This window comes from Pseudanabaena sp. lw0831 (assembly GCF_016584665.1).
GTDB lineage: Bacteria > Cyanobacteriota > Cyanobacteriia > Pseudanabaenales > Pseudanabaenaceae > Pseudanabaena.
This window is the reverse complement of sequence record NZ_BBJB01000078.1, coordinates 1-15826: the sequence shown is the minus strand read 5'-3', so window position 1 is coordinate 15826 and position 15826 is coordinate 1. Positions and strand designations below refer to the sequence as shown.

The 15826-nt window shown below is 42.5% G+C and carries 13 protein-coding genes and 1 pseudogene; 6 read left to right on the top strand and 8 right to left on the bottom strand.

Annotation, left to right across the window (positions count from 1 at the left end; genetic code table 11):
• Positions 1-14: 14 nt before the first annotated feature.
• Positions 15-863, bottom strand: a complete 849-nt coding sequence (locus tag APA_RS16570; protein ID WP_201323361.1) for a 3'(2'),5'-bisphosphate nucleotidase CysQ — start codon at positions 861-863, stop codon at positions 15-17.
• Between the two features lie 99 nt (positions 864-962).
• On the bottom strand, positions 963-1676 hold the full coding sequence (locus tag APA_RS16565; RefSeq protein WP_236579613.1) for a bifunctional sterol desaturase/short chain dehydrogenase: 714 nt from the start codon (positions 1674-1676) through the stop codon (positions 963-965).
• Positions 1677-2010: 334 nt separating this feature from the next.
• Between APA_RS16565 and APA_RS16560 the strand changes: the two genes are divergently transcribed.
• A complete protein-coding gene (locus tag APA_RS16560) occupies positions 2011-3234 on the top strand; it encodes a CCA tRNA nucleotidyltransferase (RefSeq protein WP_201323359.1) in 1224 nt (407 codons plus the stop codon).
• Here the strand turns inward: APA_RS16560 and APA_RS16555 are convergent.
• The 5 genes from APA_RS16555 to APA_RS16535 form a co-directional block, all read right to left on the bottom strand.
• Positions 3231-6242 (bottom strand): AAA family ATPase, encoded by a 3012-nt coding sequence (locus tag APA_RS16555; RefSeq protein WP_201323358.1) that lies wholly within the window; start codon positions 6240-6242, stop codon positions 3231-3233. The genes APA_RS16560 and APA_RS16555 overlap by 4 nt on opposite strands.
• Positions 6229-7413 carry an exonuclease subunit SbcD gene (locus tag APA_RS16550; protein ID WP_236579612.1) on the bottom strand — a complete coding sequence of 395 codons (1185 nt, stop codon included), beginning with the start codon at positions 7411-7413 and terminating at the stop codon, positions 6229-6231. Before APA_RS16550 ends, APA_RS16555 begins: the two co-directional genes overlap by 14 nt.
• Before the next feature lie 129 nt (positions 7414-7542).
• Positions 7543-8433 carry a hypothetical protein gene (locus APA_RS16545; protein ID WP_201323357.1) on the bottom strand — a complete coding sequence of 297 codons (891 nt, stop codon included), beginning with the start codon at positions 8431-8433 and terminating at the stop codon, positions 7543-7545.
• Between the two features lie 171 nt (positions 8434-8604).
• Entirely contained in the window at positions 8605-9789 is a 1185-nt protein-coding gene (locus APA_RS16540) for a hypothetical protein (protein WP_201323356.1), read from the bottom strand.
• Positions 9790-9832: 43 nt separating this feature from the next.
• Positions 9833-10450, bottom strand: coding sequence for a ribonuclease HII (locus APA_RS16535; RefSeq protein ID WP_201323355.1), 618 nt, complete (start codon positions 10448-10450; stop codon positions 9833-9835).
• Between the two features lie 176 nt (positions 10451-10626).
• Here APA_RS16535 and trpB point away from each other — a divergent pair, with 176 nt between their 5' ends.
• On the top strand, positions 10627-11859 hold the full coding sequence (gene trpB / locus APA_RS16530) for a tryptophan synthase subunit beta (protein ID WP_201323354.1): 1233 nt from the start codon (positions 10627-10629) through the stop codon (positions 11857-11859).
• Between the two features lie 39 nt (positions 11860-11898).
• On the opposite strand, the pseudogene trxB reads toward trpB, so the two are convergent.
• Positions 11899-12840 (bottom strand): annotated as a pseudogene (gene trxB / locus APA_RS16525) (thioredoxin-disulfide reductase); the annotation flags it as partial.
• 260 nt (positions 12841-13100) lie between these two features.
• Between trxB and remA the strand changes: the two are divergent.
• From remA to APA_RS25830, 4 genes are all read left to right on the top strand, one after another.
• Complete coding sequence (gene remA, locus APA_RS16520) at positions 13101-13361, top strand: extracellular matrix/biofilm regulator RemA (RefSeq protein WP_009629073.1); 261 nt, start codon at positions 13101-13103, stop codon at positions 13359-13361.
• A 105-nt stretch (positions 13362-13466) separates the two neighbouring features.
• A complete protein-coding gene (gene gmk / locus APA_RS16515) occupies positions 13467-14036 on the top strand; it encodes a guanylate kinase (protein ID WP_201323352.1) in 570 nt (189 codons plus the stop codon).
• 64 nt (positions 14037-14100) lie between these two features.
• Complete coding sequence (locus APA_RS16510; protein ID WP_201323414.1) at positions 14101-15417, top strand: D-alanyl-D-alanine carboxypeptidase; 1317 nt, start codon at positions 14101-14103, stop codon at positions 15415-15417.
• A 78-nt stretch (positions 15418-15495) separates the two neighbouring features.
• A partial coding sequence (locus tag APA_RS25830; protein ID WP_201321415.1) for a helix-turn-helix domain-containing protein occupies positions 15496-15826 on the top strand: 331 nt, incomplete at its 3' end.

The following is a 15826-nucleotide window of genomic DNA, read 5'->3' as shown; positions in this document are numbered from 1 at the left end:
ACTACTTTTAGAACTTAAATATCATGAAATTCTTTGGCGATCGCAACAAGATATTCATCGATAAATTTTGACCAGCCAATCACGATTAATTGATTGTGAGTCAGCTTTTCAGGATTAATATCATCGTATCCAAATCCAATTTCGCGACCTTCGAGATCGCAACAAATTAAACCTGCGGCTCTTGCGATCGCTAAGGGACCAACAGTATCCCAAAGCTTAACGCGACGATTGAGATAGATATAAGCGCTTGCCCGACCTTGGACAACTTCCATTACCTTTAAGCCAAAACTACCGAGACTATAAAACTCGACATTGGGAACAGCAGTGCGAATCGCATCGCCATAGGCGAGATCATCTTTTTTGCTCACAATTATGCGATCGCGACTTGTGCCAATTGGTTCATGGGGATATAAAACCTCAGGGACATTTCCATTAGTAGCGATAAATAAGCCATTGATGGCAGTTCCGCCGAAATATAAGCGATCGCTCTTGGGAGCATATACCCAGCCAAGAACTGGCTGAAATGACTCTAAAACACCTACCATAACTGAGTAGAACTCCCGCCCATGAATAAAGTCATCAGTGCCATCAATGGGATCGATAAACCAGAATTTTTGAGCAATTTCTGATTTTTGTTGCCAGAGTTCTAGCGATCGCGTATTTTCTTCGCTAATTATTCCATCATTAGGAAACCACGCCTGAAACCTTTGACTTAAGAGGTGATCAAGTTCGCGATCGACATTTGTTACATAATCATCAAAACCTTTTTCATCCACTTGAAAACCCAACTCTCTCAAATGAATTGCCTTTTGACCGATTTCACGAATAAACTGACAAATTTCTGTTTGTAATGCAGGATTCATAATAACTAAAGAGAATAAACTTAAGTAACTTTTTGGGATTTTGGATAGATATGGTGTGGGCTTTGCCCACATTATATCTATCCACTGCATGAGTTCTAGCTATTTGAGAGAACGAGAAAATGCGCGAAAGTATAGCGATCGCCAAAATTCTTTAAGCGGATAAGCAATAAATGTAATCGGATTAATCGTAACAATAATATCGCGGAAACCAAGTTTAGCTAAAGCGACGATCGCCCAAGCTACAAAATTTGCTGACATTACACCATAGGGGTTGAGATCGCTTTTGAATGGACCTAAAATTAATTTGCGAATTTTGCAAGGTGCATCAAGGCGGCGTAATGTCACCAAATCCCCGATCGCGCGTTTTGAGAGTTCATACAATGGACTAAAGGCAGGATTGACTTCGGCTTCGGAAGTATTCACCCAAATCTCTTTGGTGGTGATTGGTTGAGAATCAGTTACAGTTTCTAAGAATAAATCGATCCAACGGGAAACAGAAAAAGTATTGACTTCGTAGGATTTATAAATTGATATAGAATCTCTTGCTCCTAATACATTTACACCATGATTAAGAATGAGAATATCGACTTGTTGTAAGCGATCGCGTAGTTCAGTTTCATTGCCGAGTTGCCAAGTCAAGACTTCTACTGCTTGATTGTGTTGATTGTCGCTGTCCGTAATTTGAAAATTAGGATTAGGCGAAGTTGTTAGTGCAATGATCCTTGCCCCCTGCTTAGAAAACTCAGATGCTAATGCTCGACCCATTGTGCCTGAAGCGCCTGTAATCGCAATGCTTTTATCTTTAAGTGACAAGGCTGAATCCAAAACCCTACTTAACAAGTGTAACCGTACTACAGCGCTTTGCGCTCAACCCCGAACCAATAAAATCATTGAAAGCTCTGTCTTGCAACACTTTCAATGATTTTATTGTATTTCAACTCAAAAATTGCTGTAAGTGGGGTGGTGCAATTAAACGTAGGATGGATTAAGCGATCGCTAACCCATAATTCTTGCTTAGGGGAAACACTAGAAATCTTATTCCCTCCCCTTTGCAAAGGGAGGGTTAGGGTGGGGTAAATTTTATATAAAATCATATAACATATTCTTAGTAGTCAAAACCTTTAACAAAGTGGGCTAAAAATAGATTTTGCAACAGTTCCCATTTGATTTTAATGATTTACCAACTCCTGCTTATTTGGTGGGTGGATGGGTACGAGATCGCATTCTAAATCGTCAAGGTAAATATCTTGATCTAGATTTTGTTTTGCCAGAGAAAGCAGTTGAAATAGCTAATGCGATCGCCCGTAAGTATAAAGCAGGATTTGTGATTTTAGACGCAGAGCGTCAAATTGCGCGAGTTGTCTTTAAAAATGGAACGGCAGATTTTGCTCAGCAAATGGGGCACAGTTTAGAAGCCGATTTGGGGCGGCGCGACTTTTGTATGAATGCGATCGCTTTAGAATGCCATGAACTAAATAAAACTGATTTTGCGCCAAAGGCGCAAAATCAGTTTGTAGATCCATTTGATGGAATTAGCGATTTAAAAGCTAAGCTAATCAGGATGGTTGCTCCTGAGAACCTTGCCGACGATCCTTTGCGAATTTTGCGGGGATATCGACAGGCAGCTCAGTTAGGCTTTGAGATTGAAAGTTTAACTCGGCAGGTTTTGATTAAACTTGCGCCAAAATTAAAGTCTATGGCTGCTGAACGGGTGCGGACAGAACTAGGCTATTTGCTATCAATCGGGAATGGTAGTCAAGGGATGATGGCTGCCATCAGCGATCGCATTTTAGAGGATTGGTTGCCAAGCCAACATTTGAATCTAGAACGATTTGCCAAAATTGAGAATGTGATTTCGAGCTTAATAGCCAAATTCCCGAATCTAGAATCATTTTTTAGTAAGCAATTATCAGGCGATCGCTATACTCTGGTGATTATCAAATTGGCTGCATTGACCAATAGCACGACAGCCTTGGAATCTCTGGGACTAAGCCGCGCTGAGCAACGCTGGCTCGTCGGGATTTTGCGTTATCTGCCTCAATTCATCAAGCTTTTAGATCAAGCTTCACGCACAGAACAATATAAATTTTTTCAACCAACGTTAGAGTTTTTCCCTGCGATCGCGGCTTTGGCTATGGCTAGTGATTGTGAACTGGAAGCGATCGCACCTTGGTTGGAGCGCTGGCTCAATCCCCAAGATGCGATCGCTTATCCTGTAGCGTTAATTACTGGCGATGATTTGCGAAAAGAATTGGGGATTTCGCCTAGTCCTAAAATTGGCGAACTATTAGAGAATGTGAAAATTGCTCAAGTCGAAGGCAAGATTTCATCAAAACAAGAAGCGATCGAGTTTGTAAAAGCGCTTATCTAAATTCTCACTAATTCTGAACCATTGATAGACTTACGGACATGGATTTGTGTGGGCAATCTCTCGGCTAACGATTGAATATGTGTAATTACACCGATGAGACGATCCTGTTGGCGCAGGGATTCGAGGATTTGGGTGACAGACTCGAGGGTTTCGCTATCGAGCGTGCCAAAACCTTCATCTAAGAAGAGGCTGCCAAGCTCTATTCCCATTGATAATTTTTCTGATAAAGCCAATGCCATTGAGAGCGAAGCAGCAAAGGTTTCACCACCTGAGAGTGTGCGAATACGCCGTTTTTCGCCACCATTCCAATTGTCAGACACCCAATAATCGCCACTTTCAATTTGGAGAATATAACGATCTTCAGAAAGTTGTTGTAATAAAACAGAAGCACGGTTAGCGAGTTCTTGTTGGAGACTATCGAGAATATATTCTTGGAATTTGTTGGATTGCAGATCTTGGGAGAGGGTATGGTAAATCTGCTCTTGAGCCTGTAGAGCAACTTTCCGTTCTTCTAAATCTTGTGATTCCTGCCGCCTTTGCTGTGCTTGTTCTAGCCATGCTTTGATCGCTGCCCGCTTTTCACTAGCTAGTTGGAGATCCCGTTCTATTTGTTGTAATTCTACGCGAAGATTTGCGATCGCAATTTCATCAGTATGTTGATCCGCGATCGCCTCCGCAAACATTTGCCGACGAGTGGTTAAGTCCTGTTCTTGGCGTTGATAGGTTTCGATTTCTTTTTGCCATGACTCCATTTGCGATCGCGTAGTTTGAGCAGCCAGAAATTCTGATTCAGTAAAGTTGATAGATTGTAGTTCATTGTGCCAGTTTGTCTCTTGTTGAGTGCGTTCAGCAATTGCGATATCATGATTTTCTTGAGTTTTTGTGGCAGTCTCTTCTCGTTTTACAAAGTTTTCACGAGCTTTTTGATAGGATTTTTCTATAGCTTGGAGGCGATCGCTTAGTTCAGATTTTGCTTGGAAGATACTTTGGCGCAATGATTCATAACTTTTGCCTGCGGTAATTTCTTGCAGCCGTTGTGATATTTCTTGTAGTTGGGATTGACGATGTACTTTCTCTTGTGCGGCTTTTTGAAATTCTGTTTGGGCTAATTGTAGATTTTCTTGGTTGATATTTAGCTTGCTTGCAGCATTGCGAGAAGCGATCGCAATTTCTTTTTGCTCGTTAATCAGTTTTTGATAGGCTAATTCTTGTCTTTCTAATTCTTGGCGATCGCGAATAATATCTGCGGCTGTCCATGCAGTTTGGAGAATGAGATCGATCTGTTTTTGAAATTTTGCAACCTCAGTTTCTAACTCCATAATTTCCTGGGTTTGGGTTTGCAATTGCAGTTGCGATGTCTCAAAATTCGCCTCAAGTTTTGCCCTGACTTCACGTAGTTTTGCTAACTGTCTCTCGCTGACATCTCGCTGTTTCTTGAGAGCATCTGTATCGATCAGTTCAATTGTAAGAATCTCTGGCAATCCCTCTACAACATAAAGATTATTACAAACGGGGCAGTTGTCACCATCATGGAGTTCAGCGCGCAAAGCATTGACATGGCTACTTTGTAAGGCTTGCAAATTTGAGGCTTCGGCTTTAGTCAGGGCGATATTTGCGGTTTGAAATTCATTTTCTGCTTTAGCGATCGCCTGTTTGGATTTCTCTAATTGCTGCGTGAGGTTAATGATTTCTGTATGTAATTGTGTAGATTTTTGCGTTAGTTTCACAAGCCCATCTTGCAACATTTGCTGCTGAGCGAGCGGTTCCGCAACTAGGCGTAGATTTTCGAGACGATGAGGATCGTTATGGGAATTAGCGATCGCTGTTGCAATTTTTTGTAATTGCTGAGTTGAATTCTGCAATTCTAGTTCAGCTTGTTTTGTTGCTTTTGTTGCTTTTTCAAGCTGCTGCGATCGCTCTAGAGCATTCTTATTAGCACGTTCTAGCTCTGACTCGCATTGCTGCTGTTGCGCATGTAGAGCTTCTGCTAGAGCAAGACTACGCTCTTGGGATTCTATATGGCTTTGAGCTTCAATTTGGTCGGTGCGAGATTGCTCCAAAATTTGTTGTTGCTTTTCAAGATCAACCTTAGCTATTTCTAACTGTTTATTGGCAGTTGTCAGATCTGCGATCGCATTTTCTACGCGCTTGCGAGTAGTTTGCAAAATTGTCCAAGTTCCTACAATCGAGTTAGCTAACTGAGCATTACGGAATTGAACTTCTAAAGCTTGGACTTTTGGCGCATCTTGCTGAAGCTGCTCTAATTTTACTGATAACTGTCTGTATTGCTGGAGTTGAGTAAACAATCTTTCTTCGGATTCTAATAGCTTGCGGCTATTTTTCGATTTGACATCTAATTCAGGAATCGAAACTTCAAGATTTTCTAATTCTGTTTGTTGAGCATTCACCTCTTCAATAGTTGGCGCTTGCATCCCTTCAAGGACTTTATCTAAACCTTCACGCTCAGCTTTAAAACGACTAGTGCGATCGCTTGCTTCTTTCCTCATTTGCTCGAATATTTGAAATCCTGCCAACTGCCGCAAAATCTCGCGACGTTTACCAGCTTCACCCTTGAGGAATTCATCAAACTGCCCTTGCGGCAAAATGATTACACGGGTAAAGGTCTCGAAATCCATGCCAATGATTTCTTCCACCTTTTGCGTGGCACATCTTTCCCATTCTTCTCCTACTAATTCATCTAGCAGAAAGTTCTTTATGTCAGTTTTGCCTCGATTGCGCCATGTTCGCACCACTCTATATTCAGTCTGCCGCATCACAAACCGAAATTCTACTTTTAACTGGGTTGAACCTTGGCTAACTAGTTCTCTCGATGAATTGGGCTTTTGAGCCACTTTGTCATAAAGCGCAAAGGTAATTGCATCCAATAGCGAAGTTTTCCCCGCCCCCGTAGCGCCTGTAATCGCAAATAAATCGAGGCTAGAAAAATCTAGCGTTTGACGAGTGCGAAAACTGGTGAATCCTTCGACAATTAACTCAATTGGACGCATCACTAAACTCCATATATAACTCTTTAAATGCATTAATCACATCAGGCGACAAGTTTTTTTCCCGATCGCTATAAAATTTTTGAAACTCAGCGATCGGATCAAAGCGATCGTAATCTTTAGGTTCTGGAACCTGTACCGATTCATTCACGATTAACTTTGTTTCCACCATTACCGCTTGAGGACAGACTTTTCGCACCCGATCCGCCAGTCCGATGGGCGGCGTATCGACAGCGATCGCAAATTTCAAATAGCCGACATAATCGCGATGCGCTTCTAATTGCTCATCAAGCTGATCGATATGACATTCCACTCTTTTAAGTGGCTTTTGGCAAGCAAGGGGCTGAAATTGCACTTTCGCAGGTCTACCCACTTCCACTTCAATCAAATTAAATCCCTTCTCTTCGCCCACTTCGCCAAAATCTACTTGAATTAATGATCCTGCATAATAGGTCGGTGCGGCATTGGCAATCTGTTGAGGACGATGGATATGACCTAAGCCTACATACTGACATTCTGAAGGGATTGATTGTCCTGAAAGACTATAGACAGCACCACTATAAAAGGCAGCCTCTGAGCCTGTAAACTTCGCGCCATCAACGGTCATATGTGCCATCATCACATTCACGGCATCGGTTTTAAATGCAGTAGCCAGATCTTGCAAAACATAGGTTACTAAGGTTTTATAATCATTGCGTTGCTCAACAGCATCCTTATTCCAAACATCCTCGGCAGCTAATAAGCGCCGCTCTGAGGCAAAAGGCATTGCGCCGACACAAAGCTTTCCATTAGCAGTATCAATATTAACAACGCCCCCTTCTTCGGCAATTCTCGGTCTACCTAAAGCTCTCACTCCTGCAAGAGATAGCAAATGCGCAAGACTATCAATCCGATTGGCTGAGTCATGATTTCCTGCGATCGCAACTGAAGGAATACTTAACTGATTAAGCTTATAAAAAAATTCATAGGCAATACGTTCTGACTCAGTCGTAGGATTCGGCACATCAAAAATATCCCCCGCTACAAGTACAGCATCAACTTCAAATTCCTGAGCATATTTGAGAATTTCTTCTAATGCTAAGGCAATTTCGGGAGTGCGATCGACTCCTTTTAATTTTCTACCCAAATGCCAATCAGAGGTATGGATTAAACGCATATTTTGGGTTTTACCCATCAGAACAACTTAATAAAGCAATATTTTTAGAACGTAAAACGTTCCGAGAATATTGCTTTATAGATGAGAAATAGCATAAACATGGCGATTAGGCAACTTAAGGAATTCTGTAGCGCAAGCCATATCCAATCATTTCACCAATGTTAGCGACTTTAGCACTTGCATATAGACTCCCATTCCCACAGGTTCACAACGCCTAAACCCACCATCTGCACTACTATCTGGAATACTTCCACCTGAGATGAGTGCTGGATTTCCTTTTAGCACTAAAAAGCTCGAAATACTCCTGATGCTGTTGTCACGAGCATTATCTGTATAAACTACCACTGAGCCAAATTCCGTCTGGACTTCATTTGCTCTTTGCAATCCTCGTGAGCCAGAGCTAGATGAGCTGATACTAATACAGGTATTGTTTTCTCCTTGATAAGCGATCGTGTAACCAGAGTCATCATCACCATTAGCATATTTGTTCGCTTCTCCCTTGGCATAAACTAAGCGAAACCCTTCTGGAATAAAATTTGGCGCAACAATTGGGATTGGCAATTGCAGAAGTAATGCCTTTTGTTCTGAAGTCAATAAATTCCCAGTTTCTTTCTTTGACTGACTTCCAGTTGAAGTAGAGATAGTATAATTAGGCTCGGTTTCAAAAAACTCGCCAGTACTATTCAAACAATTCATTAGTGATTCAGAATATTTCTCTCCACTATCTTTTTGAAAGAAATTATATTCAGAGGGAGAGCCACCATCTACTGATATAGAGAGATTCTTACCATTCTGACTTAAAGTGACAGTTCTTCCATGTTTTTTCCAGCCATCAACAACAAAATAATCCTTCTCAGAAGATAAAGTGCCAGTAGTCTCGCCAACGGCTACGGCATAGCGTCCAGATGGCATAGAAACACCTTGATAACAGGTTCGGTCTCCCTTAGCTGCGATCGTAATGTATCTTGAGCCTGAGTTGTATACACCTGTAGGTAGCAGAATTTGCTTAACTGAAGATCTCGAATCGATTGCCTCCACTTTTATTGTTGGCTGTGGCGTGGTTGATTCTGCTGTTGTTGCCTGAGGTTTAGCTAAGTTTTCTTTTTCGTTATTGACAGCAGGTTGTTGACTACAAGCAGTGGCTTAAAAAATGATGTTTAGTAGGATAAATGGAATATATATTTGCGATCGCATATTTAGCAATACTCACTATGTTTTACAATTCAAATTTGCTTGACAGATATTACAATGAGCTACAATATTTTTCTTAATAGGAAGACGTAGCTTTTGGGAACATACTGGACATTCAAATACAACTTTTATCTCATCAGAGATATCAAATTGATATCCATCAAATGAACATGTAGATCCCTTTAAATTGCCAGCATGACTTAGATCAATAATACGCTTTTGATGCCATTGATAAAGAATGCGCTTGAACAAGCCACAGTTTTTTAATGGAGCCTGTTTACTCTCAATTCTTGCTCTTTGTAAACCTCTGCGAAAAGCATCTTTTGCCGCAGAACTTTTAATATAATTATTCACTTTCTCTTTAAAAACAATTGACCGTTTACCAAGTACATACCCAAATTCTTCTGGCGTGAGATATCCTAACCTTTGCTCTTGATATCGAACATATGATTGTCCATAGCTATTACTTTCTCTGGTTTCTGTAAGTCGGAAGGCATTTAAGCTTAGCCATCCAACACCTAAATAAACAGAGGTAGTATCCGTAAGAATTTCATTGTCATATTGATCAGGGAAGAATAGTTTTGCACGGTATAAGAAAACATGCGTAATTTCATGGGATAAAATTGCTATAACATCACGATAGCTATCTTTATATCGTGCGTTTATCTCTACTAAGTATTCATTTTCTGGTGTCAGTTCTACTTGACCAGCATGTTCTAGGCTTTTGCGGTAGTTAACGAGAATTGAACCGTCTGGAAGCATTAGATGGTTTACAATCAAGCTTGCCAGTTGATGAGTAGCAATCACAGAATCTTCCTTAGGATTAATCAATATTTGCTTAGGAGAAATACTCCTAGAAAATGATTGGATGCCTTCAGAAGACAAATGTTTATACAAAGCTTTTATTGACTCTTTGATACGTCTCATATTTGGGTAAACAAGTGAGTCTCCTGTTTTAACGTTAGATGAAGATTGGTTTTGATCATTAACAGATGAGCCGCCACTAAGATTAATAGAAATAGATTGAATCGTCCAAATTGGTCCCCAAGGCAACCCCCACCAGCCTAAAATTAGTGATAATAATGAGTATGGCAAACCCTTCAATATAGCTTCAATTTGGTTCGACACTCGATACGGGCGAGAAGTACGATAAAAGCTCAAAAATCCTATTGAGATGGCGTAGCGATACACTACATATTTCATCTTGTTTCACCACATTGAACCATCTTTGATTGTGCTAAAGATACTAGTCTCGAATCTTAACTTTAAAGGTTTGCCGATGTAAATCGGTGTAGCCCAGCTTGAAGATTGCATCTCTATGCTTAATCGTACCATAGCCTTTATTTGTGGCAAGATCATAGCCTGTATAGATTTCTGCCAGCTCCACCATTCTACGATCGCGCCATACTTTCGCGACAATACTTGCCGCCGCAATTGATATTGATAGAAAATCCCCCTTAATTACTGTAGTTTGCGGAATCGGCGCAATTAGTTTAAATCGTAAAAGTTGATTACCATCAATGAGGCAATGCTTGGGTTGTGGATTTAGCTTTGCGATCGCCCTTTCCATCGCTAGTAAACTCGCTGCGAGGATATTCATTTCATCAATTTCATTAACCGTTGCCTTACCAATTTCACAGGCGATCGCGACTTCACGAATGATCCGATCTAACTTTTCGCGCCGTTGGGGTGACAGCTTTTTGCTATCAGTCACACCTAAATCTTCTAAATAAGCAAATTTATCCATAGGCAAAATCACAGCTGCCGCCACAACTTCACCAAAAAGACAACCCCTTCCAACTTCGTCAACTCCTGCTACAGGGTAATTTGCAATTTCTAGTGATCGGATGTCTTCTTGATTCATGGAAACGGTTCATCTTTTGGTATATGTTACAGCGCTTTGCGCTGACTTAAAACTCAGTGAAAATTTTGAAAGTGCCGCTTCGCGGCACTTTCAAAATTTGTTATCCTAAATACAGTGCCACAAGCACCACAAGCAAGTTTTAATAGTAGCTAACTCATCAGTCAAGACCCACCGCAATGACCACAACGCCGATCGCACCCAAAACAACTACACAACCCACACTCGTCAATCGTCCCGACTCATTAGGACGGTTTGGCATTTTCGGGGGCAAATATGTCCCCGAAACCCTTATGAGCGCCCTTGCTGAACTGGAAACTGCCTTTTATCATTACAAAAACGATCCAGATTTTAATAACGAGCTAGACGGCTATTTGCGTGACTATGTGGGAAGACCCAGCCCCCTATATTTTGCGGAGAGATTGACGCAGCACTATGGAACAGCTCAGATTTACCTCAAGCGTGAAGACCTCAACCATACGGGTGCGCACAAAATCAATAATGCCCTAGCACAAGTTCTCCTCGCTATCCGCATGGGCAAAAAGCGCGTCATTGCCGAAACAGGTGCAGGACAGCATGGTGTGGCTACGGCAACTGTTTGCGCCCGTTTTGGTCTAGATTGTGTGATTTATATGGGCGTGCAAGATATGGAGCGCCAATCACTGAATGTATTTCGTATGAAACTCATGGGTGCAGAAGTGCGTCCCGTTGAGGCTGGTACTGGTACGCTCAAAGATGCTACATCTGAAGCAATTCGTGACTGGGTAACAAATGTAGTGGATACCCATTACATTCTCGGCTCCGTTGCTGGCCCCCATCCTTACCCAATGATTGTGCGAGATTTTCATGCCGTGATTGGTAAGGAGAGTCGTCACCAGAGTCAAGAGAAATGGGGTAGTTTACCAGATATTTTGCTTGCTTGTGTTGGTGGTGGCTCCAATGCGATGGGTCTATTTCATGAGTTCGTCGATGAGCCAAGCGTTCGCTTGATCGGTGTGGAAGCCGCAGGTAAAGGGACAAATACGGAGTTCCATGCCGCAACTTTAACGCTTGGGCGCGTTGGGGTACTACATGGCGCAATGAGTTATCTATTGCAAGATTCGGAAGGACAAGTCCAAGAAGCGCATTCTATCAGTGCTGGCTTGGACTATCCAGGAGTTGGGCCAGAGCATAGCTATCTCAAGGATTTAGGTCGTGCTGAATATTACAGCGTCACGGATCAAGAAGCTCTCGATGCATTTCAACGACTCTCACGTTTGGAAGGCATTATTCCAGCTTTGGAGACATCCCATGCGATCGCCTATCTGGAAACTCTCTGCCCACAACTAACTGCCGATCAGCGCATTATCATCAACTGCTCTGGTCGTGGTGACAAAGATGTAAACACCGTAATTCAGCATTTGCATCTTTAACAATAATCAACGCCGCGCAAAGCGCGGCGTTGATTAAATCGCTGACAGCCATCGCTCTGCTTCTAGTGCTGCCATGCATCCAGTTCCTGCGGCAGTGACTGCTTGACGATATTCGTGGTCTTGGACATCGCCACAGGCATAGACACCTGCAATATTAGTAGCTGTTGACTTTCCTTCTGTGATGATATAACCCGTCGCATCGAGTTCTATCTGTCCTGCAAATAAATCTGTATTCGGACTATGCCCGATCGCATAAAACAGTCCACCCACGGCTAAATCACTCTCCTCATTAGTGACAGCATGGCGAATTTTTACTCCTTTAACAATCTCTTCACCATAAACATCAATCGGAATAGATTGCCAATGCACCGTAATTTTTGGATGTGCTAATACCCGATCTTGCATAATTTTACTGGCTCTCATGCGATCGCCACGCACGAGCAAATGGATCTTCGAGCCATATTTAGTTAAGAAAATTGATTCTTCCGCAGCCGTATCACCGCCGCCGACTACCGCTAACTCCACACCACGAAAGATTGGCGCAGCCCCATCACAAATAGCACATGCCGAAATTCCACGATTCCAATACTTTGTTTCACTGGGTAAATGGAGCCTTTTCGCAGTTGCACCTGTGGCGATGATCGCGCTGTGGGTTTGGATTTGGTGAGATGAGTATTTAATCGTAAAAGGGCGATCGCTGAAATCAACAGAAGTCACATCTTCCATTATCAATTCCGCGCCACAATTGATAGCTTGTTTCTTGATATAGCTCATCAACTGTGGTCCCATCACTCCAGTGGGAAACCCAGGAAAGTTCTCTACTTCCGTCGTCGTCATCAATTGCCCACCAGGGATACCTCCCTTCTGGAATCCCTCAAATACAAGTGGATTAAGGCTAGCGCGTCCAGCATAAATTGCAGCAGTATAGCCTGCGGGTCCTGAACCAATAATCACTACATTTCTGATGTCTGACATAATCATTTGGCTTGCAAAATTTTAAATTTTAGACTTGATTTTAGGTAGTTTTAGCGCAAGCAAAGCCCGCGCCAAAACTACCTAAAATCAAATAAATTCGTGCTGATTGCGTATAGTAATCCACTGGGTATATCTGCTTAATTAAGATATTTTTCACTATACGTGACAAAATATATCGCATCTGGTCGATTTTTGTTGGATAATGTGATAATACCTACAAAAATGAAGCTACATCAACTCTAAATCGATTTTAGATCGATAAAATTATGGATATTAAGCTCATCAACATCGGCTTTGGTAACATTGTTTCGGCAAACCGAGTTGTAGCGATCGTTAGCCCCGAATCTGCTCCAATCAAGCGTATCATTAGTGACGCGCGTGAACATGGTAAGTTAGTTGATGCTACCTATGGTAGACGCACAAGAGCGGTAATTGTTACCGACTCTAGCCATGTAGTTCTATCTGCAATTCAACCTGAAACTGTTGCTAATCGTTTTGTCATCAGTAAAGAAGGCGCTACAGATTAAACCAACTTAAAAATCCTTGCAAAGCAAGGATTTTTAAATGTAATTTGACATTTGGTTAACGGGCAAAGTGCTATCAACTCTATCTCTATAGGGAATTACGAAACGTTGAGCCAAGATAAATTGAGCGAAGGCAAATTAATAGTTGTAACGGGCCCAAGCGGTGTCGGCAAAGGCACTCTATTGCATAGGCTCCTAGAGCGCTATCCCGATCGCATTCTCTTTTCGATCTCGGCAACAACTCGATCGCCCCGTACAGGGGAAGAACATGGTCGAGAATATTTCTTTTGGGATCGGTCTGAATTTGAGCAAAAGCGCGATTCAGGCGAATTTCTTGAATGGGCAGAATATGCGGGAAATCTTTACGGTACGCCGCGCCAAGCAATCGATCAAGCGATCGCCTTGGGGCAAATAGTGTTGCTAGAAATCGAATTAGAGGGTGCGCGGCAAGTTGCTCAGTCTTTTCCTAGCGCTCAACGAATTTTCATTGCCCCACCTTCGATGGAAGTTTTAGAAAGCCGTTTGCGCGATCGCAGTACCGATAGTAATGAACAAATTATCAAGCGCTTGCACCATGCCAAATTGGAAGTAGCTGCGGCAAATGAGTTTGATATCACAATCATTAATGATGATCTAGAAATTGCTTTGCAGCAACTTGAAAGCGCCATGTTTGATTAGAATGATTGTGCTTGTGTTGGCTTTGCCAACACAAGCACAATCATTACTAATTGTGGTTTTGTTTATGACTACGTGGAGTCTCGTTGGTGCTTTGCTGTTATCGGTTTCGACTCAAGTTCTCGATGGTCGTGAAGTAGCCGCAGTGCCTCGGTCAGTGATGAGCTATGCCAATCGCCCAGTCCTAGCCTCAGAAGAGATCGCCAATAATCAGTCCGATCCCGTCGTGAAGCAAGCGATCGCAACGATGCTCAACGATCTTAAACAAGCGGGGCTAACTAATCCCGATCAAGGTGTATGGATTCAGTCCCATGATGGCGCGATCGCCTCAGGTCGTCTATCGAGTCGCCCATTGCCCTCAGCTTCACTCACCAAAAATGTCACCACCTTGGCAGCATTGCAAACTTGGGGATCAAACCATCGCTTTATCACCAATATCAGCACCACAGGCAAACTTACAGGCGATACGCTCAAAGGGGATCTGATTATTGAAGGCAGTGGCGATCCGTTTTTTGTATGGGAAGAGGCGATCGGGCTTGGCAATAAACTCAATCAACTAGGTATTAAGCGCATTCAAGGCAATCTGATCGTTACAGGTCGGTTCTCCATGAACTTCGAGCCTGACCTGCAAGAATCAGCAAACTTTCTCCGCCTAGCCTTTGATAGCAGCCAATGGCAGGGTGAAGTTGCAGAGCAATATGCGACGATGCCCGCAGGAACGGCCAAACCGCAACTAGTAATTCTTGGTAATGTGCGAATTGTGCCAAATCTTGCTGTAGCAAATATTTCCACTAGTAACTTACTGATTCGCCATGCATCGTTACCGCTTTGGCAAATCCTAAAACGCATGAATACCTTTAGCAATAATGAGATGTCTGAAACTCTTGCCACGCAAATGGGGGGAGGGAAACAAGTTGCGGCGATCGCGGCTAATGCGACAGGTATACCAATTTCAGAAATAAGGTTAATTAACGGCTCTGGCTTAGGGCAAGCCAATCAAATTTCCCCTCGTGCTACGGTGGCGATCCTGATGGCGATTCATAATCGCGCCCAAGTCGAGGGGTTAACCCTTGCGGATCTCTACCCAAGTAGTAATTGCAACTGCGGCACGATCGAGGGGCGGAAAATGCCGAAAGGGGCGATCGTCAAAACTGGAACGCTCTCAGATGTAAGCTCTCTATCAGGAGTTGTCCAAACTCAAGAGCATGGCGCAATTTGGTTCGCGATCGTCAATCGTGGTGATGGCGATATTGATGCTTTTCATCGATCGCAGGATCGCGTATTACAAACTTTAGTTGCTAAATGGGGTTTACCAAAATTACCAAACGCTAGCTTTGTAGAAACACCTTGGAAAGATAGCGATCGCAACGAAATCGCGAAATAAGTAGATATGCAGAATTATTTACACATATTCATAGTAATGGGAAGATTCTAAGGATTACTTAATTGTGATCTAATTACTGTGAGATTAATTGCTCCACTTTCCCCTGAAACGACAAAGCTACTGTGGAGAATCTATCGTCAAAGTCACCGCTTTGCAATCCGTCAACGAGCACACTGTATTCTTTTGAGCGCTCAAGGGATAAGGATAGCGCAACTGATGCAAATTTTTGGGGTGAGTCGCAAAACGATTCATAACTGGTTTGTGGCTTGGGAAAGGCTCAAGTTGGTGGGATTATGTGACCGAGCAGGGCGAGGTCGTAAATCCACGTTTACCCTTGAGCAGCAAGAACAAATAAAACAATGGGTGAATCAATCACCGAAACAACTCAAGCGAGTGCTGCAAAATATTG